Annotated in this window: 23 protein-coding genes; 12 read left to right on the top strand and 11 right to left on the bottom strand. The window is 46.2% G+C overall.

Annotated features, from left to right (window positions below; genetic code table 11):
* Window positions 1–5 precede the first annotated feature (5 nt).
* From A3Q3_RS0104050 to A3Q3_RS0104040, 3 genes are read left to right on the top strand one after another with little or no spacing between them, the layout of a single operon-like run.
* Window positions 6–989 (top strand): glycosyltransferase family 2 protein, encoded by a 984-nt coding sequence (locus A3Q3_RS0104050; RefSeq protein ID WP_051086439.1) that lies wholly within the window; start codon window positions 6–8, stop codon window positions 987–989.
* 4 nt (window positions 990–993) lie between these two features.
* Complete coding sequence (locus tag A3Q3_RS0104045; RefSeq protein ID WP_020182294.1) at window positions 994–1,392, top strand: GtrA family protein; 399 nt, start codon at window positions 994–996, stop codon at window positions 1,390–1,392.
* Window positions 1,389–2,207: a ChbG/HpnK family deacetylase gene (locus A3Q3_RS0104040; protein WP_020182293.1), complete on the top strand. Its 819-nt coding sequence runs from the start codon at window positions 1,389–1,391 to the stop codon at window positions 2,205–2,207. The genes A3Q3_RS0104045 and A3Q3_RS0104040 overlap by 4 nt, the downstream gene beginning before the upstream one ends.
* On the opposite strand, the gene A3Q3_RS0104035 is transcribed toward A3Q3_RS0104040, so the two are convergent.
* A complete protein-coding gene (locus A3Q3_RS0104035) occupies window positions 2,208–2,675 on the bottom strand; it encodes a hypothetical protein (protein WP_020182292.1) in 468 nt (155 codons plus the stop codon).
* 186 nt (window positions 2,676–2,861) lie between these two features.
* Here A3Q3_RS0104035 and A3Q3_RS0104030 point away from each other — a divergent pair, with 186 nt between their 5' ends.
* Both A3Q3_RS0104030 and A3Q3_RS0104025 read left to right on the top strand, forming a co-directional pair.
* Entirely contained in the window at window positions 2,862–4,481 is a 1,620-nt protein-coding gene (locus tag A3Q3_RS0104030) for a hypothetical protein (RefSeq protein ID WP_020182291.1), read from the top strand.
* A 30-nt stretch (window positions 4,482–4,511) separates the two neighbouring features.
* Entirely contained in the window at window positions 4,512–7,082 is a 2,571-nt protein-coding gene (locus A3Q3_RS0104025) for a glycosyltransferase (protein ID WP_020182290.1), read from the top strand.
* Window positions 7,083–7,098: 16 nt separating this feature from the next.
* Here the strand turns inward: A3Q3_RS0104025 and A3Q3_RS0104020 are convergent, their stop codons facing one another.
* From A3Q3_RS0104020 to A3Q3_RS0104005, 4 genes are all read right to left on the bottom strand, one after another.
* On the bottom strand, window positions 7,099–7,668 hold the full coding sequence (locus A3Q3_RS0104020; protein ID WP_026361743.1) for a lipocalin family protein: 570 nt from the start codon (window positions 7,666–7,668) through the stop codon (window positions 7,099–7,101).
* A 12-nt stretch (window positions 7,669–7,680) separates the two neighbouring features.
* Entirely contained in the window at window positions 7,681–8,142 is a 462-nt protein-coding gene (locus tag A3Q3_RS0104015) for a YaiI/YqxD family protein (protein ID WP_020182288.1), read from the bottom strand.
* The gene (locus tag A3Q3_RS0104010) at window positions 8,139–8,540 is read right to left on the bottom strand and encodes an MAPEG family protein (protein ID WP_152604052.1); all 402 of its coding nucleotides are present in this window, start codon (window positions 8,538–8,540) and stop codon (window positions 8,139–8,141) included. Before A3Q3_RS0104010 ends, A3Q3_RS0104015 begins: the two co-directional genes overlap by 4 nt.
* 92 nt (window positions 8,541–8,632) lie before the next feature.
* Complete coding sequence (locus A3Q3_RS0104005) at window positions 8,633–10,111, bottom strand: DEAD/DEAH box helicase (RefSeq protein ID WP_020182286.1); 1,479 nt, start codon at window positions 10,109–10,111, stop codon at window positions 8,633–8,635.
* A 298-nt stretch (window positions 10,112–10,409) separates the two neighbouring features.
* On the opposite strand from A3Q3_RS0104005, the gene A3Q3_RS13620 reads away from it, so the two are divergent.
* On the top strand, window positions 10,410–10,715 hold the full coding sequence (locus A3Q3_RS13620) for a hypothetical protein (protein WP_020182285.1): 306 nt from the start codon (window positions 10,410–10,412) through the stop codon (window positions 10,713–10,715).
* A gap of 54 nt (window positions 10,716–10,769) precedes the next feature.
* On the opposite strand, the gene A3Q3_RS0103995 is transcribed toward A3Q3_RS13620, so the two are convergent.
* A complete protein-coding gene (locus tag A3Q3_RS0103995) occupies window positions 10,770–11,486 on the bottom strand; it encodes a 16S rRNA pseudouridine(516) synthase (RefSeq protein WP_020182284.1) in 717 nt (238 codons plus the stop codon).
* 76 nt (window positions 11,487–11,562) lie between these two features.
* Entirely contained in the window at window positions 11,563–12,249 is a 687-nt protein-coding gene (aqpZ, locus tag A3Q3_RS0103990; protein ID WP_020182283.1) for an aquaporin Z, read from the bottom strand.
* A gap of 119 nt (window positions 12,250–12,368) precedes the next feature.
* Here aqpZ and A3Q3_RS0103985 point away from each other — a divergent pair, with 119 nt between their 5' ends.
* The 4 genes from A3Q3_RS0103985 to A3Q3_RS14120 all read left to right on the top strand — a co-directional run bounded on the left by A3Q3_RS0103985 (window position 12,369) and on the right by A3Q3_RS14120 (window position 15,735).
* Window positions 12,369–13,154 (top strand): RNA methyltransferase, encoded by a 786-nt coding sequence (locus A3Q3_RS0103985; RefSeq protein WP_020182282.1) that lies wholly within the window; start codon window positions 12,369–12,371, stop codon window positions 13,152–13,154.
* A gap of 19 nt (window positions 13,155–13,173) precedes the next feature.
* Window positions 13,174–13,662 (top strand): pilin, encoded by a 489-nt coding sequence (locus A3Q3_RS0103980; RefSeq protein WP_020182281.1) that lies wholly within the window; start codon window positions 13,174–13,176, stop codon window positions 13,660–13,662.
* Window positions 13,663–13,812: 150 nt separating this feature from the next.
* A complete protein-coding gene (locus A3Q3_RS0103975) occupies window positions 13,813–14,613 on the top strand; it encodes an AIM24 family protein (protein ID WP_020182280.1) in 801 nt (266 codons plus the stop codon).
* Window positions 14,614–14,619: 6 nt separating this feature from the next.
* Window positions 14,620–15,735 (top strand): M48 family metallopeptidase, encoded by a 1,116-nt coding sequence (locus A3Q3_RS14120; RefSeq protein ID WP_020182279.1) that lies wholly within the window; start codon window positions 14,620–14,622, stop codon window positions 15,733–15,735.
* On the opposite strand, the gene hslO is transcribed toward A3Q3_RS14120, so the two are convergent.
* The 4 genes from hslO to A3Q3_RS0103950 form a co-directional block, all read right to left on the bottom strand.
* The gene (gene hslO, locus A3Q3_RS0103965) at window positions 15,732–16,613 is read right to left on the bottom strand and encodes an Hsp33 family molecular chaperone HslO (protein WP_020182278.1); all 882 of its coding nucleotides are present in this window, start codon (window positions 16,611–16,613) and stop codon (window positions 15,732–15,734) included. The genes A3Q3_RS14120 and hslO overlap by 4 nt on opposite strands.
* A 91-nt stretch (window positions 16,614–16,704) precedes the next feature.
* Complete coding sequence (locus A3Q3_RS0103960) at window positions 16,705–18,921, bottom strand: TonB-dependent siderophore receptor (protein WP_020182277.1); 2,217 nt, start codon at window positions 18,919–18,921, stop codon at window positions 16,705–16,707.
* A 109-nt stretch (window positions 18,922–19,030) separates the two neighbouring features.
* Window positions 19,031–19,900, bottom strand: coding sequence for a tRNA glutamyl-Q(34) synthetase GluQRS (gene gluQRS, locus A3Q3_RS0103955; protein ID WP_020182276.1), 870 nt, complete (start codon window positions 19,898–19,900; stop codon window positions 19,031–19,033).
* A gap of 2 nt (window positions 19,901–19,902) precedes the next feature.
* The gene (locus A3Q3_RS0103950) at window positions 19,903–20,214 is read right to left on the bottom strand and encodes a DUF3301 domain-containing protein (RefSeq protein ID WP_020182275.1); all 312 of its coding nucleotides are present in this window, start codon (window positions 20,212–20,214) and stop codon (window positions 19,903–19,905) included.
* A 112-nt stretch (window positions 20,215–20,326) separates the two neighbouring features.
* Between A3Q3_RS0103950 and A3Q3_RS0103945 the strand changes: the two genes are divergently transcribed.
* Window positions 20,327–20,998, top strand: coding sequence for a hypothetical protein (locus tag A3Q3_RS0103945; protein ID WP_020182274.1), 672 nt, complete (start codon window positions 20,327–20,329; stop codon window positions 20,996–20,998).
* A gap of 173 nt (window positions 20,999–21,171) precedes the next feature.
* Window positions 21,172–22,362, top strand: a complete 1,191-nt coding sequence (locus A3Q3_RS0103940; protein WP_020182273.1) for an ammonium transporter — start codon at window positions 21,172–21,174, stop codon at window positions 22,360–22,362.
* Window positions 22,363–22,450: the final 88 nt, after the last annotated feature.

Below are 22,450 nucleotides of genomic sequence, written 5' to 3'. Positions count from 1 at the left end.
TGAACATGCAGAATACATCGCTCATACAAGCATCTAAAAGCAGGCTTCAAGTGGAGCCGCACCTGACGGTGATTGTACCTGCCTATAATGAAGCGCTGGCAATTACCAGCACTATACAAAATATTGCCAATACCTTAACTGCGTTGAGTACAAAGTGGGATATTGTGGTGGTGGATGATGGCAGCCGCGATGAAACCGCGGATATTGTGAAAGCACTGTCTGCTAAGCTTCACACTACCTTGGTGCGCTTTTCGCGCAATTTTGGTAAAGAGTATGCCATTACTGCTGGCCTAAGCTATGCGCTGGGCGATATCGTGATTTGCATGGATGCGGATGGACAGCATTCGGCATCGCTGCTGAGTGAGATGTTGAGCAAATGGCGAGAGGGCTACGATATGGTGTACGCGGTGCGACAAGACCGCGAAGTCGAGTCTAGATTTAAAAAATGGGGTTCAAAACTGTTTTACGGCATGATGAGCGCAAGCGGACAGATTAATATTCCCAAAGATGCCGGTGATTTCCGTTTGATGAATCGTGCCGTTGTAAACGCTTTATGCGCGCTGCCAGAGCGCAATCGTTTTATGAAAGGCATTTATGCCTGGGTTGGTTACCGGTCAATCGGTATTCCATTTACACCCTTGCCCAGAACCCATGGTGAAAGCGCATTCTCTAGACTCAGGCTGATGAGTCTGGCGTGGACAGGCATTACCAGTTTCTCTTCATTGCCATTACGTTTGGCTAGTGCGGTAGGCGTTATTTTGGCATTGCTTTCATTCGCTTATGGGATAGTCGTAGTGGTGGATAAGTTGTTCTTCCATGAATCGGTACCAGGTTGGCCAACGGTGGTGGCCAGCATGATGTTTTTGTCTGGCGTACAACTCCTGTTCATTGGCATCTTGGGAGAATACCTCGCGAGAATTTATGATGAAGTCAAAGGGCGGCCACCATACATTGTTGCAGAAGTAAGCAGGCCAGAGGGCTTGCGCTAAACGCATGCAAGCCGATTTAGATAAGTTAAGACGCTCAGTCTCTTGGTTTGCCTGTGTCGGGGCTATAGCGGCCTTGGTGCATTATGTCGTCGCAGTGGGATTAGAACGTTGTCTAAACATCCAGCCTGCTTGGGCCAATATCGTTGGGTTTGTTTGCGCGTTCCCGGTCAGCTATATTGGGCACCGTACGTTGTCTTTTCCAGGCTTGAATCAAGCACATCAGCATACGTTGCCTAAGTTTTTAAGTGTTGCGGTATTTGGGTTTTTAGCAAACCAGACATTGGTATTGCTTAGCCTGCGCTATACGACATTGCCGTTCTGGCTGGTTCTCGCCATTGTGATGGTGGTGGTAGCGATTAGCACTTATTTATTAAGCCGTTACTGGGCTTTTTCACACACATGACCACCCTTATTATCACAGCAGATGATTACGCACAAAGCGCTGCGATTGATACCGGCATTCTAAATCTGGTGGGTATGGGTAGGGTGACTGCATTCTCTTGCCTGACACTCAGTACGCGTTGGCCAGAAGCCGCAACACGTATCACGCAGCAGATAAAACAATCAGCGGATATTGGCCTGCATTTGGATTTCACCCAGTATACGCAACCGCTCAAGCATGGTTTGGCGGCTTTGATACTGAAAACCAAGTTTAGACTGCTGGATGAGTCTGCTATCCGGCATGCGATTAAAGCGCAGCTGGATGCATTTGAGCAGGCATTAGGCATGGCACCGGATTATATTGATGGGCATCAGCATGTGCATCAATTGCCACAAATTAGAAAAGTACTCATTCAAGAATTGATGGCGCGTTATCCTACCCGTTTACCGTGGTTACGGATTGCGGTACCGCCGCTGGCAGATGGCGTGAAGGGCATGATTATTCGGTGGTTGGGGGCTTCAACACTCCAAGAGTTAGCTTCTTTGAATGGGGTTCGATACACGAATACTTTGCTGGGTGTATATGGTTTCGATGTGGATGCTTTAGCCTACCAGAGTAAGTTGGATGGCTGGATACAGGCAGCTAACGCAATACATAGGCCAGTGGCCGTGATGTGTCATCCTGCGGAGGGTACGTCATTCACAGATGCGACAGATCCTATTCTCACAGCAAGGTTACATGAGTATGCGGCACTGTCTAGCCCACAATTTGCAACGTTGATAGCGCGCCATAATGTCTCGCTATCCCGTGGTAGTAGTGCCGCTTTAGATGAGTGATTATCGTTTTTTTAATGGCTTGGCCAGAGGTTTGGCCGCAACTGGTGTCTGCATTACGCAGTCTTCGTACCCATAGTTGCCGCCGTTGTCATCTGGCTCATAATAGATATTACGGAAGCTCCAGCGATTGCGGCCAAGTTTCTTCATTTCGGCAATGCCGGTACTGTATTCAATATATTTACCTTCTTTGTACTTATAAGAAAGTGCTAGCTTGGTGCCATTTGCAATGGCTTGTCCGCGATAAATTACTGCGTTTTCTGAGTCGGTACTAAAATCATAAGCACCAATCTTGTCGTGGCTGCTAATGCGGTTGAGTTTAAAAATAGCGGTGACTTGATAATCTCCCACTTGCTCGTTGTTGCCTTTACACTCGTATGTCCCGCTAAAATTAACACCAGTAAATGTTGGTTTGGCTTGTGCAATGCCTATGAAGCCAAACAAACATGCTGTGATTAGAACTTTTACCATAAATTACGTTTACCTAAATTAGAATTGCCCCTGTAATTGCTATTGTAACTTGCCACAAGAATATGACGTAAGGAACCTACGTTTTTTTACATCGTTTTTTGTTTTTATTCTAGCGCTGCTTTATCATACTGGATTCTTAGACACGATAAGTTATCAATCACGTCTATCTAATGGAATTTTCAACCTATGTATAACCATAAGCCACCTGTTTTGTGGCAATTTACCCTGTTCAATCTCATTTTGCTGGTGCTTTTAGGTGCGTGGCTTTGGCAGAAAAATCAGCCAGTAATTGTGCCAGACGCCATATTGCCTGTGGATGCTGCGGCTAAAGTACAGTGCGTTTCTTACGCGCCATATTATGGCAAAGATCAAACGCCATTTAAAATTGGCACCCACATCACACAGTCTCAAATTGATGCAGATCTTGAACGTATAGCCAAAGTATCCAATTGCGTGCGAATCTACTCAGTAGGCCAAGGCTTGGATTATGTACCAGCAGCTGCACAAAAGTTAGGGCTGAAGGTACTGGTAGGCGCATGGATAGGCTGGACTGCCGCTGATAACAATAAAGAAATTAATCTTGCGACTGCATTGGCCAATCAATACCCCAATACCGTGAAAGCAGTTATTGTTGGTAATGAAGTGTTGCTACGTGGCGAGCAAACAGAAGAAGCGATGCAAGCGTATATCGCGCGCGCAAAGCAATTGACCAAAGTACCCGTGACGTATGCCGATGTCTGGGAATTTTGGCTCAACCATCGTAATCTAGAGCAATCAGTCGATTTTGTGACGATTCATTTACTGCCGTATTGGGAGAACAATCCGCAATCGGTAGAGCAATCGATTCAACATGCCAATATCGTAATGAGCAAATTAGATACGGCCTTCAGTAAGCCTATTTTGATTGGTGAGACGGGTTGGCCTTCCACTGGGCGTCAACGCGGCACTTCGATTCCAAGTGCGCTTAACCAAGCGCGTTATATCAGAACCTTTTTGCGCGAGGCTGAGCAAAAGCATTGGCAATACAACTTGATCGAAGCGTTCGATCAACCGTGGAAGCGTGGGTTGGAGGGCGCGGTTGGTGGCTTTTGGGGTATATACGATACCGAGCTAAGCCCCAAGTTTAATTTGACTGGTCCAGTATTTGATCGACACGACGGCATTATGCCGGTGCTTTTTGCAGTGATTGGCGCTTTTATATTATGTGCAGTCACGTTCGTGGTGGGGCAAAAGCATGTGCAATCATATGTTGGCATGGCGACTCTGGGTGCATTGGCTGGCGTGACCAGCTTATTGCAGCTGGAGTATCTGGGTGCGCTATGCGGTGATGGATCATTATTCGGCGCACTAAGTTGTGTGCCCACAGCAGGGCGTCCACTCGCCAGCGTTATCATGGGTTTGCAATGGTTATCGATGGGCGGTGCCGTATTAGCAGCATGGCTGATGCTATTGAGCTTACCTGTACTCATTTATCAGCAGTCAGCGCAAGCGGTACGTTTTGTTAAGCTAATGGTGGTATTGCTGTTGGTAGGTGCGCTAGCGATAGGTCTTTTACTCACGGTGGATGGACGTTATCGCGATTTTCCTGTGATGATTTACGCATTGCCTGTATTGCAATTTTCGCTCGGCTTGTGGTTGGCAAAAACGCCGTTAAGGTTTACTAATCCAGTCTCATTGGTGTTGGGTGTGGGTGCGCTGACAACAGCACTGGTTTGCTATTTAATTGAGCCACTTAACTACAATGCCGCCTACTGGCTGGGCGTACTCGTGCTATTTACTGTTCCCTTGTTATTTAAAAAACAATAACCCTCCAAAGAATTGCTTACGGTCTTATCTATGTTGAATTTTGTGAAACGTCTCTTTATTCCGCTGCTGTTTGCATTGTCGGTAGCTGCTGCCCATTTTGGTATATGGGCACTGACCAACAGCGCAAGCAATTTATTGGAAGCGCCGCCGCTTGTGCGCGGGTTTGCCTACAGTGGTTACCAAGAAGACCAAAGCCCGTTAGATCGTCAGTTTCCTAGTACGGCAGAATTAGCCAAGGATTTAAAGCTGATGAATCCGTTGACCAACCATATTCGCTTATACGGGTCGCTAGATAATTCTGAGATTACCGCGCTGGCCTCTAAACTTGGTTTTAAAGTCATCGCAGGCGCTTGGGTTAACGCAGACCATGACATGAATCAGCGGGAAATAGACGCGTTAGAAGAGAAATTAAAGTTCTATCCCAATATCGAACGCGCCATTGTGGGTAACGAGGTGCTGTTAAGAAAAGACCTGACTTTACAGCAGCTGATTTCGTATCTAGATAAAGTTAGAAATGCGACCGAAGTGCCGATTTCCACGGCAGAGCCTTGGCATATCTGGCTGAAAAATCCGGAGCTGGTTAAGCATGTGGATTTTATTGCGGTACATCTATTGCCCTACCATGAAGGCGTACCAGTAGAAAATGCAGTCAGCTATGCGATCCAGCGCTATAACGAGTTAATGAACGCGTATCCACGCAAAAAAATTGTCATTACCGAGATTGGTTGGCCCAGTGGAGGTCCCGACATCGGCGGTGCGCAAGCCTCAGAAGTCAATCAGGCGCGCTTTGTGCGTGAGTTTTTAGCAAAGACTGCCTATGAAAACTACGACTATTATTTGATGGAAGCATTTGATCAGCCATGGAAACAACAAATCGAGGGCTGGGCTGGCGCCTATTGGGGGATGTTTGATGCGCATCGGCATCCTAAATACTCGTTACAAGGCGCTGTGCCAAAAGACAGCCGTTGGGTAATTAAGGCCAAGTGGGCGACCGTCATTGCGTTTTTCCCCATCATGTTCATCGCTTGGCGTTTTAGACATTGGCGCTTAGGCGGCAAGATTTCAATGGCCATATTACTGCAAGCCTGCATCACCACCTTGGTTGTGGCTTGGAATCTGCCAGGCGATTACTACTACACTTTACGAGACTTTATTGTGCTGGTGGGCTTAATTATCGGCATGATGCTGACCTCTGCCGTATTGATGATTTACGCTGTTGAGTTCAGCGAAGTAATGTTCAAAGGCTTGTGGGTCAGGGCATTTAAGCGTGCAACACCAGTCCCTGCTGAGCAAGAGCTGTTTGTGTCTATCCATTTGGCCTGCTACAACGAGCCGCCAGAAATGGTGATTGCGACCATTGATAGCTTAGCCAAACTTCACTACACCCATTTTGAGGTGATCGTGGTGGACAATAACACCAAAGATGAAGCCAAATGGAAGCCGATTGAGGCTTATATGGCCACTTTGCCAGAACACTTTAAGTTCTTCCACTTGCCAAGTTGGCCTGGCTTTAAAGCGGGCGCACTTAACTTTGCCTTGCAACAGACAAATCCACAAGCCAAAGTGGTGGGTGTGGTGGATGCCGATTACGTGGTCACGGCGGATTGGTTGTCAGATTTAGTCCCGCACTTTGGAGATGAAAAAGTGGCTGTGGTACAGGCGCCTCAAGCGCACCGTGATTGGGAACATAATTTCTTCAGAAGGATGTGCAATTGGGAGTTTGAAGGCTTCTTTAAAATAGGTATGCATCATCGCCACGAACGTAACGCCTTGATTCAGCACGGCACCATGACGCTGGTGCGTTATCAAGCGCTTGTAGACAATGGGCGTTGGTCTGAGTGGTGCATCTGTGAAGATACTGAGCTTGGCCTGCGCTTGCTAGAGAGTGGTTACGAGCTACGCTATGTGGATGATGTGTTTGGGCGCGGGCTTACGCCGGCGAACTTCAGTGCGCTTAAATCGCAGCGCTTCCGCTGGGCATTTGGTGCCATGCAGATTCTTAAACACCATATTCCTAAATTAGTAGGGAGTTCTACACTAAGCTTTGGACAGCGTTATCACTTTTTAACCGGCTGGTTTGGCTGGCTGGGGGATGCACTGCAGTTGTTTTTTACGTTGGGCTCCATCGGTTGGACGGTGGCTATGCTGGCTTTCCCTAATGCTTTCAGTTTGCCGGTGGCAATTATGATTACGCCGATTTTATGCTTCTTGGTGATTAAGGCTGCATTAGGGCCGATTCTCTACCGCAAGACCATGCGTTGTGGCTGGTTAGATATTTGGGGAGCATCACTGGCCAGCTTAGGCTTGTCGCATGCCATTGCCCGTGGTGTGATGATGGGACTGATTCAGAAACATGGCGTGTTTAAAGTGACAGCAAAAGGAAAAGTTACTGGCACCAAATGGGATATTTTTAAACCCATCTACGAAGAGTTGGCATTATTATTGGCATTGATTTTTGCAAGTATGGCCATGCTGGCTACCAGAGGGTTCCATAATCTGGATGCCCAGTTATGGGTGCTGATGCTGACCTTGCAATCGCTCCCGTATTTGAGCACTTTAGCTTGTCAGGTGATTACAGAGGTAGAAGCGCGCAAAGGATAGAGCGCCGCTCTGTTAATTAGTTAACATGCGGCCCTGCTTTAAATACGCGGGTGTCCGGCACTTGGTTTACATGGATGAGATTGTCCGTTTCAAACCCCAGTGCTTTGGCTTTGGACATGAGCTCTTGCTTGATAGGGTAAGTGAGCTGTGGCGTGCGTGAGAGTATCCACAAATAAGATTTGTCCGGGCCGCATACCATGACGTAGTTGTAATAGGATTTGTCGAGTTCCATGATGTTATAAGCGCCATAAAACGGACCAAAAAATGAAACTTTGAGTTTGCCTTTGTAGCTACCATCTTTATTCGGCGCTTCTGTAAAATAGGCTTTGCCTTCTGCCTCTTCCCATTCATTTTTAATGGGGTTATAGCCGCGGTTAATTACTTTGATGCTGCCATCTTCATTCTTGCTGTAATTGGCGGTCACTTGCTCAAGCCCACGCTCAAAAGAGTGATCTAAACGCGCTATTTCATACCAAGTGCCTAAATACTGGCTGGCATCTACGTTATCTACTACTTTTACGTTGTCTGGTACGCCCATACACGCCATGGGTAAACACATTAATAAGCAACTCAGTATTTTGTTCATCAGTATTCTCGGTTATGCGTGCTTGTTTGGCCGAACCTGTGCTAAAAAGCGATCTAATTCAGCCGCAAATTGTTGTCGGTCACTGTGATTAAATACAGACGGGCCCGAAGTTTCCACACCACTGGCACGCAGCTCCTCCATAAAGTTGCGCATGGCTAAGCGCTCAGCAATATTGGCGGTGCTGTAGAACTCACCACGCGGATTAAGTGCATGCGCTTGTTTTGCAATCACTTGCGCCGCCAATGGGATATCTGCAGTAATGACCAAATCGCCCGCAACGAGTTCCTGCACGATACGATTATCAGCCACATCAAAGCCTTTGGGGACTTCCAGTGATTTGATATAAGGTGAGACTGGCACGCGCAAAGATTTGTTCGCTACCAGTGTAGTCATGATTTTAGTACGATTGGCAGCTCGATACAGAATCTCTTTAATCACCACCGGGCAAGCATCTGCATCTACCCAAATATTCATGCAAACCAGGCCGAATAGAGTAAACATAACGCAGCAGTCGCTAAGACACCAAAGGTGGTGAGTATGCCGATTTTTCGATAACGGAAAGGCTCTGGCTCTTGACTCACACCATAGGCATGCAGGCAGCGCGCAAACAGCAGTAACGCACAAAGCGTATGCACCAAGTAAGCTGGTGCATGATTGATTTCCATCAAGCTTAACAATAGCAAACTGAAAGGAACATATTGTGCGAAGTTATTTTGTACAGCAATCGCACGTTTGAGAGAAGGTTTATGGCCATCGCCAATGGCTACGCGATGTAGCCTGCGTTGTTTGACTACCAAGACACTCAAATAAATAAACAGCAAAGCGAGCAGAGATGCATAGATGGGCACAATGCTGAGGTGTATGGTGTTCATGGGCTGCATCCGGTGCTAAGTTAAAGCTATGCTTAAGTTAAAGCTATTCTAACGCATACACCGGATGTATCAATAAGTAGGAGAGTGTCTGATTATCGCCCGCGGTTACCACCACGGTGCACTGGTTTTGGCGCAAACAAAGGGGTTTGTGGCATGGCTTGATGTTTGGCTGCTTCAGAGATTAATCGACCATGTGGCATTGCTTGCCCTTGTGGCTGATTCTGTGATTTTGGCTTAGCCTGTCCTTGCTTATGTGCTTGGTTGGTATTTTTCTGTTGACCTTGCCCGGCATTGCGCGCATTCGCAGGCTTTTGACCATTGCCTTGCGGACGACGGCCTTGCGCTGGTCTTGGCGGTCTAGGTGCTTCAGGTTCCAATTTGGCGGGTGGTTCAAAGCCTTCTACCGTGACTTTAGGAATCTCACGTTTAATCAGCTTTTCAATGTCTTTGAGGTATTTAGACTCTTCAAAATCGACCAAAGAAATAGCTGCACCCGTGCTACCGGCGCGCCCGGTACGACCAATGCGATGCACATAGTCTTCCGGCACGTTGGGTAATTCAAAGTTGACGACTTGCGGTAGCTGGTCAATATCTAAGCCACGCGCAGCGATATCAGTAGCGACCAACACAGGAATGTTTCCGTTTTTGAAATCAGCCAGTGCTTTGGTGCGTGCGCCTTGGCTCTTGTTGCCGTGAATGGCTGCAGCAGGAATCCCATCTTTCACCAGCTTTTCTGCCAAGCGGTTTGCGCCATGTTTGGTACGTGTAAAAATCAGTACTTGTTCCCAATTGTTTTGCTTGATTAAATAGCTCACCAACGCACTTTTGTGCGCTTGTTTTACCAAGTGCACGGTTTGCGTGACCATCTCAGAGGCTGTGTTGCGGCGGGCAACTTCCACAAACGCTGGGCTGTTCAGTAGATTGTCTGCCAAGCGCTTAATCTCATCAGAGAACGTTGCAGAGAACAATAGGTTCTGACGTTTTTTGGGTAGCATGGCTAAGATTTTTTTAATGTCATGAATAAAGCCCATGTCCAGCATGCGGTCAGCTTCATCCAATACCAAAATTTCTACGCCGGATAAATCCACGGCTTTTTGGTTGGCCAAATCTAATAAGCGGCCTGGCGTGGCTACTAAAATATCAATGCCACGGCTTAAGCGATTAATCTGTGGGTTGATGCTCACGCCACCAAATACCACCATGGATTTTAAGTGTAGATATTTACCGTAGGTTTGAACGGATTCCTCAATTTGTGCGGCCAACTCACGTGTAGGTGTCAGCATCAAGCAACGTGGTTTGCTTTTGGCTGGATTGCTTGCCGGTGTCTGGCTCAGTATATGTAAGATGGGTAGCGTAAATCCTGCGGTTTTGCCGGTGCCGGTTTGTGCGCCAGCCAATAAATCGCCACCGTTGAGTACTTGTGGAATAGCTTTGGCTTGAATCGGCGTTGGTGTGGTGTAGCCCGCTTCTTGAATCGCACGCAAGATAGGCGCTGCCAATCCTAGTTGATCAAATTGTAAAGGTGTGTCTTGGCCATTAACTTGGCTAAGTGTTGTGTTTGGGGTGTTCATGTAATGTTTTTTCCTGCGACGGCCAGTTGCTTAAGCAACACCAATCGAGGCAGACGAATTAAAGAGTCATCGTGACTTGAAGTATCAAAGAACCGCAACACTGATTGGTAATGTGTTGGGTGAGCGCATTATACGAGCTTAACGTAGAAAAGCGAGCATTATATTTGCGGCCTAGATGTGCAAGATTTGTTTCAATGAAGGAGGATTCTTACAAGAGTTTAGGCGTGTTACCGATATTTGAATCGTTGGTTTACGCATAAAGTGGACTTGTCGTTAATCAACATTGAAGGGAGACAATATGTTTATGCAAAAATCACTGTTTGTTACATTGGGTTTGTTAGCTACAAGTGGCGCATTTGCCAATCTGAATGAGCCGATATATCAATATTTGCCAGCGGGTGTACTCAAACAAAACATTCAAGCTACGTTAAGTCAGCACCAAATCGATGTAAGCCAATTAGATATTCAAATTGATGAGCAAGGGATTGTGAACGCGTCTGGCAATGTGGAATCCAAACAACAGGCTGACAATATCACAAAGATCATTCAAGACAGTCAGGCTGTGTATGCGGTATTTGGTAAGTTTATTTATCCGCAACCATAATGGCTTGGCATAGTGGCTTGGTTAGCATAAGTAGCTAGCGGTGGGTTGCCACCGCTAGCTGGCGCTTAAATTAGCGATATCTTCATCGCTTAACCAGCGCCATTCGCCAAGTTTTAAATCGTCAGGCAGAGATAAACGGCCAATTCGGATACGCTTTAAGCCATCGACGCGATTGCTGATAGCGGCAACCATGCGTTTGACTTGATGGTATTTGCCTTCTGCTAAGGTCATATGAATGATATGTTCTGAGATCCGATCACAAGCAAGTGCGGCAATCGGCGCATCTTCATCCACCAGCTGTACGCCATTAAGGATATGTGCAATTTGCGCATCGCTGACTGGGTGCTTACAGGTCACTTCATACACTTTTGGCACTTTGTGTTTAGGTGAGCTCATGCGATGAATGAATTGCCCGTCATCTGAGATTAATATCAAGCCCGTAGTGTCTTCATCTAACCGGCCTATGCATTGGACGCCTCTTTCTACAAGTGGAAAAGGTAACAGGCTGTAAATCGTGGGGTGATGCTGTGTTTTGTGAGAGCACTCATAGTTGCCGGGCTTGTGCATCATTAAATACGATTTTTCGCGGTATTCCCACGGCTCTCCTTTAATGGTGTAACTTAAATTTTCTAATGAAAACTCCATATCCGGGTCATCACAAAGTACACCATTAACGGTAATCTCTTCGTTGATAATCATGATGCGACAGAGTTTGCGGGAACCAAAGCCTTGCTTATGGAGGATACGTTCTAAATCGAGTTTTTTAGCCATGCGGCTATTATAACGGGTGCATAAAAAAAGCCCACATGACGTGGGCTTTTAATACTGGTTAATACTTAAATGATGACTACTCTTTTTGAATAAAGTTGTATACCAAAGCACCAATCACTGCGCCTACAATCGGTGCCAGCCAAAATAACCATAATTGGTCAAGCGCGATGCCGCCTTCTAGCAAAGCTGGACCTGTACTACGCGCAGGGTTAACGGAAGTGTTGGTGACTGGGATGCTGATTAAGTGAATCAATGTGAGTGTAAAGCCAATTGCTAGTGGTGCTAAGCCTGCTGGTGCACGTTTATCTGTGCTACCCATGATAATAAACAAAAACATAGCAGTCAGGACGATCTCTGTTGTTAGTGCTGCCATCATGCTGTAGCCATGTGGAGAGTGCTCGGCAAAGCCATTAGACGCTAAGCCGCCAGCGTAGCCTTCTGCACCACTGGCAATGCAACGAATGACCAGTGCAGCCAAAATTGCGCCGATGACTTGTGCGATGATGTAGTGGGGAAGCTCCGCTGCTTTAAAGCGCCCACCAGCAGCCAAACCGATAGAAACCGCAGGATTCAGGTGGCAACCAGAGATATGGCCGATAGCATACGCCATAGTCACCACGGTTAAGCCAAATGCAAAAGAAACGCCTAAATAACCAAGCCCTAGTTCAGGAATGCCTGCGGCTAGCACTGCGCTACCACACCCTCCTAATACTAGCCAAAATGTACCAATGAGTTCTGCAACTGCACGTTTTGTTAATGACATATGAACTTCCTCCAGAAAATAAAAGTGTTATTGTTGTGCTGCAAATTTACGCCCAAATTTTATGTTTCACAATAAGCATCGGTTAGAATGCCAGTTAATAAATGTAAAGAACTGAGCCCATGGCGTTTAAACACATCACTTCCCGCGATAATCCCGTTTTCAAACAACTGAAAAAACTGGCAGATAACGCGCGCGAACGCCAACGTGAAGGGCTGACGCTATTGGATGGTGTGCATTTGATAGAAGCCTACTTGCAGGTGTTTGGTGAGCCGCAGTTGCTGATTATTCCTGAAGGAAAAAGTGCGCTTGAGGCCACACAGTTGATGCAGCAATTGCAAGATGTGAACACCATGATGTTGCCCACGCTGATGTTTGCAGAGCTTACTCCGGTGGCTGCCAGTACGGGTATTTTGGCACTGGTGAAAAAGCCGACGATTGCGTTGCCTGAAGCAGTGCACTTTGCGTTGATGCTGGAAGATATTCAAGACCCAGGCAATATGGGCAGTATGCTGCGTACAGCCGCCGCTGCAGGCGTACAGGTGGTGTATTTGTCTAAAGGATGTACCGATGCTTGGTCGCCCAAGGCATTGCGTGGAGGGCAAGGCGCACAATTTGTATTACCCGTTGTCGAACAAGTAGATTTGTCGGCAACGCTTACCGCGTTTCAAGGTAAGCGCTATGCCATGACCATGCACGGTGAGTCTTTGTACACACAGGACTTTAAAACGCCCAGCTTGTTTGTGGTAGGCAATGAAGGGGCCGGTTTAAGTCCTGCCGTTATCAACGCGACAGATCAAGCCATTACGATTCCCATGGCGAATGCCAGTACTTTGGCGGTGGAATCATTAAATGCTGCAGCCGCTACGGCCATTTGTTTGTTTGAGTGCCAACGCCAGCGGATGTGACGTGATAACAGGAGTCAATATGCAAAGTAACCCTATTAAATGTAACGGATTTAGTGTGATTGAGATGATGGTAGTGATGGCAATATTGATTATCTTAGCGATGATTGCCATCCCCTCCAGCTTGGGGCGTATTCTCAAGGAACAAGTAGCGGCAACTGTGCCGTGGGCAGATGCTGCCAAGGAGCCGATTGCCAGCAATTGGAAAAACAATAAAACCTTTCCTGCCGACAATGCGGCAGCAGGATTACCCAGTGCAGATAAGATGGTCAGTAACTATGTATCGTCTTTGGTGGTTGAGGGTGGTGCAATTCACATGACGCTTGGCAACAAAATACACCCTAAGCTTCAAGGTAAAGTACTCAGCATTCGGCCTGCGGTCATTGAAGAGTCCACGGTTGTGCCAGTGACTTGGGTATGTGGTCACGCCAAAGGACCTACGCCCATGGTGGTAAAAGGCCAAGATAAGACCACGATTCCAGACGAATATTTACCACAATCCTGTCGTTAATCCACAATATTGTCGTTAATTTAATATAGTGCAAGCATAGCTACACTACTGCATGCTATGTTAAATTTCAGCTTCGCTGAGCTCAGTGCCACTGAGCTTATCTAATCGTGTAACTTATTTTTAAATACTTAACAATAACAAGGGAAAACAATGACCGCGCTTAACTACACCATTCATGGCCACGATTTACAGTATATTCAAGTCACGCTTGCCCCTGACGAGCAAATGATGGCCGAGCAGGGCGCCATGATGTATACCGATCAGGCAATTGAGATGAATGCAGTATTAGGCGATGGTAGCGCCTCTAAATTCGGTGCTATTGGCCGTTTTGTGAATGCGGTTAAAAGACGTTTTACCGGTGAGTCATTGTTTAGTAGCGTGTATACCAATAAGGGCTTTGTGGCGCAAGATGTAGCCGTTGCAGCGCCTAGCCCTGGTCAGATTATTCCGATTCAGCTGCAAGAGCAGGGCGGTACGCTCATTTGCCAAAAAGGCGCTTATTTGGCTGGACAAGTTGGGCAAAAAATCACACTGGCGTTCCAAAAACGTATACGTGTCGGTTTGTTGGGGGGCGAAGGCTTTATCATGCAAAAAATCAGTGGCGAGGGCACGGTATTTGTCCATGCCTCTGGCACGCTTAAAGCGGTGGAGCTTGGCCCTACCGATAGTCTAAAAATTGATACGGGTTGCTTGGTGGCTATGTCTTCTACTGTGCGCTATGACATTAAATACACTGGTACACTCAAGACTAGCTTGTTTGGCGGCGAAGGCTTGTTTTACGCCACCGTGGCTGGGCCAGGTCGCGTCTGGGTGCAATCACTACCAATGAATCGTTTAGGTCAGGTTATTCTCAACGCAGCCGTTTCCGGCAAGAGCAAAGGATCTGTCTGGGGCAAACTCTACCTCATCTTTATTATCGTAGTGGTGTTCATCACACTCGCTGGCAAATAACGCGCAATGGTACACGCTGTTCCCGTATTACTCTTTGGCCCCGGCTTGCCACATGCCGGGGTGGCTACTACCTGCGCTATCAATGAGCATAGCATCAGTATTGCCTCACATCAGCTAGCGGTGCCGTTGTCTGCACTCAAGGCTGATATAGGCGGGTTTGATCATGACCAGTTGCAACTACATTGGCAGAGTACTGCCGGTGTCTATATGGTAATTGCAGGTGCTCCTGATGCGCAAAAACAACTGCTTGGATTGCTACCGGCACCATTGGTAGCTGGGCTTAAAGGGTGGCGTATTGCGACTTTTAGCCAAAAAACAGTATGGAACAGTTTGATCTACGGTGCAGGTTTGATTGTATTGCTTGTATGCATCGGGGTTTGGCAATACGACCGTATGTTGGGTTGGGCTGCTAATCGTGTCTCTATAGAAACCGAACAGAAAATGGGCAAGGCGGTGCTTGCATCCTACAATAGGCAGCAAGACATCATTACTTCTGGTGCTGCTGTGGATTTTGTTAAATCGGTGGGCAATCAACTTACACAAGGCTCGCCTTATACTTACCAATGGCTGGTGGTTAAAGATGACATGGTGAATGCTTTTGCCATGCCCGGCGGTATTGTGATTGTGAATACTGGTTTACTTAAAAAAGCCGGTAATGCTAACGAAGTAGCCGCGGTACTGGCGCATGAGGTGCAGCATGTGGAGCAACGACATGCACTTAAGAACATGATGCACAGCGCAGGTGTGGCTGCAGTTGTAATGCTGGTACTTGGTGACGCCAATGCAGCGATGATTTTGATTGCACATCAGGTCTCGACACAGTTTTTTAGCCGGCAAGTAGAAGCAGAAGCGGATTTAAAAGGTGCTCAGTTGCTATTAAAGCAGCACATTCAACCCAATGGTATGGCGAGCTTTTTTAAACGCTTATCTAAGGAAGAACCTAAGACTGGTCAGGTGCCGGAATGGTTGTCCTCACATCCTGACACCCAACATCGCATTCATCTGGCAGAGCAATTTGCAAAACAGCATCCTTGTACGGACTGTAAGAACCTGACTTGGGATATCGAAGCTATTCTGGCTAATATTCAACAGCCGGTGCAGCCAAACACAGAAACACATTAATGCTTAATGCTAGCAGCGTTATCTTCAAATAGTTGAGCTGTTTCTTGTTCATCAAACACATAATGTTTGTTGCAAAAGTCGCAATGAATTTGGATGCTGCCTTGTTCTTCAATAATGGTATCGACTTCAGCATGCCCAAGCATGGTGAGCATGTTGGCCACACTGTCACGGGTGCAGCTACAAAAGGCTTTAGTGGTGCGGGCGCTAAATAAGCGTACTTCTTCTTCGTGAAACAGGCGTGTAAGTAAATCAATGGGGGCGAGCATCAGCTCTGCGTCTGTCACCGTATTGGCCAGCTGATTGACTCGGTTCCACACGTCTATATCTTCTGCATGTTGATTGGGTAGCTTTTGTAATAGCATACCAGCTGCTTGTGTGCCATCGCAATGCAACCAAATAGACGTGTCAATTTGCTGTGAGCGCAACATGTAGTGCTCTAGCATTTCTGCAATGCTGTCGCCTTCAATGGGTACAATGCCTTGATACGGCTCCCCAATTTTTGGGTCTAGAGTAATCACAAATTGTCCATGCGTAATCAGTTGTTTAAATGTGGTGTCGTGATGTGCTGTTTCTTTATCCAGCAGTGATTGATCCCATTTCGCGGTGGCGCGCATTTCCAAATCAGAGCTGCACTCCACTACCAATAATTTGAGAATGCCACGCCCTTGTAATTGTAGTATCAGCGCACCTTCCATTTTAAGGGTGGAAATCAGCAGTGCGCTCGCAGTCATTAGCTCACCCAATGCACGCTTTAGTAATGGCGGCAGTGCTTGGTGCTGTAACGCGTCGATATAGGTAGCATTAAGATGCGCCACGTTACCGCGCACTGGCGTGTTGTCAAAAATAAATGGGTGTAAGGTGTCTTGATATGTTTGCATGCCGCTATTTTAACATCTCTATATTTGCTGCATATAAAAAAGCCCATGTGTGGCATGGGCTGAGTAAATAGTTTGGTGAGTTGCCTCTATATTAGAAGTTGTAAATTAATGTTGCACGGCCAGTAATGGGTGAACCAGGCGTGATGTTGTTATTGGTATGTGAGAACAATGCATATTCTTTGTTAGTGATGTTCTCAATGTTGAGCTGCAGGCGTAACTTCTCACTGAACTTGCCAAAGACTGCTGCATCGTAACGGGTGTAGCCTGGCAATATTGTGCTTTGTGATACGGTTGGCAGTTGTGCATAGCGATCAGATGTGCTGACAACACCTAGAGCCACCGCCCACACATCATTAATCTCATATTTGTTCCATAGAGATAGGGTGCGGTCAGGCGTTTGTGCTAATTCTGCGCCTTTAGCAATGACATTTGCTGCAGTTGTGTTTGCTTGCGTTTCGGTAATCTCACCTTTTTGAAAAGTAACACCGCCAAATACGCTCCATTTGTCAGTAATGTCGCCAGAAACCCCAAGCTCGATACCTTTGGTTTCTTGACCATCAACCAAAATAGAGTTTGCGCCAGGGTTACTAGGATCAGCAACTAAAACATTCTCACGTTCCAATTTATACACCGCAGCCGTTAGCGCTAAGCTCGGATTCACATCCCACTTCGCACCCACTTCATAGTTGATAAATTTCTCTGGCTTGAAGGATGCATTGCTCGGCGTTAAAGAGGTTAATTGGTCGCCAGCACGTGGCACATATGAAACGCTGTAGTTGGTATAAATGGAGATAGCCTCTACTGGCTTGAAAATCAGACCCGCGCGTGGTGATAATAAATTATCACTGACTTTAATCTCGGTATTGTCTAATAAGTTAGTAAAGTCCGTATCAAAGTTATCATTTCGTAAGCCAACAATCGCCTGCCATTTTGGGCTAAAAATGATTTGATCTTGCAAATAAAAGGCTGCTACGCTCACATCACTTTTTCTGTTGGTTGCCAAAGCGGAAAAAGAGGCAGAAGGCAGATATGGATTGCTTGCGGAAACTACAGTCGCAATATTGGTTGAGCCCACTGTTGGTTGAAAACGTTTGCTCGTTGTATCTTGTTTTGCCAACTCCATACCGAATAACAGTTTGTGTTCAACAGAGCCTGTTTTTGCATTGTATGTTAAGTCAGTTTGGTTGATGATGTTTTCACGATCTGTCTCATCAAGGTAAGCACCAAATTGAACAGTACCGGCGTTGGTCACGGAGTTTCTGGCAAACACGTTTTGATAATATTTATTGTAGTTGGCGTAGCGTGTACTATTTTTAACGCTGATGCCGTTATCAAAAGCATGTTCTATGGATGCATTGAAAGCGACCGTTTCAGTTTCAGTAGGGCTTAGATGGGCATTCCCAAAAAATGTGTCGTAGTCACCGATTTTATAAGGGCGATTTTTCAATGTTGAGTTGCCAGGACCATTCACTGAAGGTACACCACGGTCTGCCACACGTTTGTCTTTAAAATACTCCATGCCAACGATGATTTTTGTATTTTCATCCGGGCGTATCGTCACGGTTGGCGTCACACCAAAACGCTCTAAATTCACGCCATCACGATAAGAGTCTGAATTCTCATACATAGCATTTATGCGGAAAGCGATTTCATCATTGAAGGCTTGGCCATAATCACCGGTAATACGTTTTTGGTTATACGCGCCGTAACTAGCAGTCAATTCACTAATCGGTGTCCAGCCAGCTTGCTTACTCACGCGATTAATTGCGCCGCCTGCACCACCACGTCCAAATGCCATGCCATTGGGGCCTTTTAACACCTCTAAGCGGTCTATATTGTAAAAGTCGCGGTAAGTTTGCACATCATCACGCAAGCCATCTAAGAAAAAATCGCCAGTCGTGGCATTGCCACGGAAGATCAATGCATCACGGTTACCTTCGCCTTGAGCTGCTTGCACACCCGGCACATATTGCACGGCTTGTGAAATGCTTTGAATCGATTGATCTTGAATTAAATCTTGTGGAATCACGGTAATGGATTGGGGTGTATCACGTAATTCCGTATCTGTTCTAGTAGAAGCAGAACTTTTTTTGGCGTTGTAGCCTTGTACTGGTTTTGTGTCGTTATCTTTTTTAGCTGACACTGTAATTGTGTCTAGTTCTATGACATCTTCTGCTAAGGCTGTGTTGGCAATAAATGAACATAGGGTAGATGCGACCACAAAGTGAATGTTGTTGTATAAAGCATTATTCAGCTTTTTAAGTTGAAAGTTTGGTGTAGCTTCAGAAGCGTTAGCGCTTTGTATCATTGACAATCCTAACAATTAATTGATTTTTTTTACAATTTTTAGAATGGTAATAAAAATGAGAATAATTATCAATAATATAGCTAGCTAAATGTTAGTGTGCTAAATATTATTAGGCGGTGATTTTGTGAATATCCCAATGTGCAATGGCCCATGCCCAAATAGTCGCAAGCGTGGCGTTGTGTAGCGAGGCTGGAGGAGTTTGTTTCAGAAAGGCGAGCGCATTGAGTAGTTGCGTGCTGGCATCGTTGGCTAGTATGGCAGGTGCTAATGTCTGTTTACTCAGTTTCTCGCCATCAGCATTCATCACAATCGGGATATGCGCATAGTTTAGCGTAGGCAACTGCAGCAACTGTTGCAGATAGCGTTGCCTAGATGTGGAGTACAGCAAATCTGCACCACGTACCACGTGTGTTACACCCTGCATTGCATCGTCTACCACTACCGCCAACTGATAAGCAAACAAGCCATCTGCACGTTTTAAAACAAAGTCACCAACATCTGTCGCAAGCTGCTGATGGAGTGCACCTTGAATACTGTCATGAAAGTCATCTACAAAATCTTGTGTTTTTACACGCCAAGCCACAGGTGCTTGTGACTTAATGGGGTGATGCAAGCAAGTGCCCGGGTAAATAAAGCCTTCTATACCTTGGCGGGTGGACGAGTCTGCAATCTCCTTACGGGTACATGTACATGGATACACCCAAGTTTGGAGCTGTTGTAGCGCTATTGCATAATGCGCAGTTTGCTTGCTTTGGTAGATGACTTCGCCATCCCAACTGAATCCGTAGGCTTCTAGGCAATGGAGTATGTCTTGTGCTGCGCCTTTCACTTCCCTTGGTTTATCCAAGTCTTCAATGCGCACCAACCATTGCCCTTGGTTGGCTCTGGCATCGCAGTAGCTAGCGACCGCAGCTACCAATGAACCAAAATGCAAAGGCCCGGTGGGAGAGGGGGCAAAGCGGCCCACATAAGACGACATGGTTATTGAAGTGTTTGCAGGTATGGGGGAATATCCCAACTATGTAAGTGTTTGCCAAGCAGCTGTAACGTGCATTGCATGCGCTCAGCACCGTTGGCGTTGAGCTCAAAGGCATATACGCGCAAAAATTGAGCATGGCCATGCGCATCACGCGCGATGCTGATTTTGGTGCAAGCGACGGTTTCGTCTAGTAGTTGTAGTTGAAACCGTTGCGCTAACGTATGGCCATATTGAATCGCAGCCTCACGCTTTGCAATGGTATCTAGCCAAAACCAGGCGCAGCCAATTAATATAAGTAATAGAGCAATTTCCAAGAGAATCCCTGCATGATAATGTTGATATGGGTATAGACAGCGGCAAGAATATATTTGAATATTTGCCCACTTGAATTATATTAGCTAACAATCCTCAAATTATCATCAAAAAATGAATAAAACGCGCGAAGATGATGCAATAGCTGCTTATTTTAAGCTGTTAAGAAGTAAAGGTGGTGATGATAAAAGCATCTCTCAGCGAGAGCTATTCTTGTCACAATTGACGCCTTATCTTGCAGGAAAAGAACTTGCCGGCACTGTCTATCGAGAGTCATTAGAACAGCTGATGGAAGGGCAGGCAGCAGCAGACTGGCCAGCCAATCTCGTGATTGCACGTGAGTTTTATCCTTTCTGGATGGCAGATATCAGAGCCATTAGCCAATTGAATTCAGAAGGCGGGTTTGATTTACACCCGGTAGATTGGATGCCTGCTGAAGTTTCTTTGGCTGACTTATGGAAGAATATCGACCAGGAAAAATTTTCCACGGCAGAAAGCTGGGCCATTAAATCCTACCTCAAAGCGCTCACCGATGAGGTGGCGGATGCTGAAACGATTGATGTCCGTATCAAATTTGCCAAAATATTAATAGTACGCCTGCGCGATGCGCCATTGACCGAAAAAAACGCATACCGTATCGCGGTAGATGCAACGACACCTTTGTTTGAGCTTAAGAAAACGCGACAACTGTTTTTGGTCGTCGTGCGAGAGTTCTATAACTTCTGGTCTGGCAATCCGGATGCTAGAGACCATGTGCTCAAAGTCAGTAAAGTGAGTATCTTGTAATCAAATATATGCACATATTTTGTGCAATGCACAGTGCATAGCACTTTTTTTGTGCAAATTATAAACCCCCGTAATAAATAGTCTTTAAAAATCAATACACTGCCTTTTGGCGTGCATTTTGCTTTCTGTCATGCAAATAAAAATAATCCATATAACGATTTAAGGAGATAGTCATGGAGGGATTGGTGACAGCCAACGACGTATTATTTGTGTTATTAGGGGCCATTATGGTGCTTGCCATGCATGCTGGCTTTGCATTTTTAGAGGTAGGCACCGTACGTAGTAAAAACCAGGTCAATGCCTTGGTCAAGATCATGGTAGATTTTTCTATTTCTACCATTGCCTATTTTTTTATTGGCTATAGCGTGGCGTATGGTGTCAGCTTTTATAGTGGCGCTGAGGTATTGGCAGCTAAAAATGGTTACGATTTAGTGAAGTTTTTCTTTTTGCTCACATTCGCTGCAGCGATTCCTGCAATTGTCTCTGGCGGGATTGCCGAACGCGCTAAATTCAACCCACAAATTGCAGCCACTTTCTTGGTTGTGGGTTTTGTCTATCCTTTCTTTGAAGGCATTGCTTGGAATAAGCATTACGGTATTCAAGATTGGCTATTAGCAAACTTTGGTGCCAATTTTCATGATTTTGCCGGCTCTGTCGTGGTGCATGCCATGGGTGGCTGGATTGCGCTGGCTGCAGTGATTTTGTTGGGCGCGCGTACTGGGCGTTATGCCAAAGATGGTCGCTTACATGCGTATCCGCCATCTAACATTCCATTTTTAGCATTGGGTGCTTGGATTTTAACAGTAGGCTGGTTTGGCTTTAATGTGATGTCTGCGCAGGCGGTACAAGGTATTTCCGGCTTGGTTGCAGTCAATTCGCTGATGGCACTGGTGGGCGGCACATTGGCTGCATTGGTTTTAGGTAAGAATGACCCGGGTTTTGTGCACAATGGCCCATTAGCTGGCTTGGTAGCGGTGTGCGCAGGCTCCGATATTATGCATCCGTTGGGCGCTTTGGCCACAGGCTTGGTGGCTGGCGCCTTGTTTGTATGGGCATTTACGCTAACACAAAATCGCCTCAAAATTGATGATGTACTCGGTGTGTGGCCATTACACGGTTTATGTGGCGCTTGGGGTGGTTTGGCAGCTGGTATTTTTGGTGCCAAAGCATTGGGCGGCTTAGGCGGCGTAAGTTTTGCCTCGCAAGCGGCGGGCACATTGCTAGGTGTCACAGTTGCAGTGATTGGCGGGATTGTTGTGTATGGGTCACTCAAAAAGTTTGTCGGCATTCGGATGGATGCGGAAGCTGAATTTGATGGTGCAGACTTAAGTATCCATAAAATTCCTGCACGCTCAGAGGATTAATTGCAGTATAGATATATTGCAATATGCATTGATCTGTTTCTAAAAAGCCCGCAATCGCGGGCTTTTTTGTTGACCTCATGAAGTTGGC

It is taken from the genome of Methylotenera sp. 1P/1 (assembly GCF_000384355.1).
Taxonomy (GTDB): domain Bacteria; phylum Pseudomonadota; class Gammaproteobacteria; order Burkholderiales; family Methylophilaceae; genus Methylophilus.
This window is presented reverse-complemented; position numbering and strand designations above follow the sequence as displayed.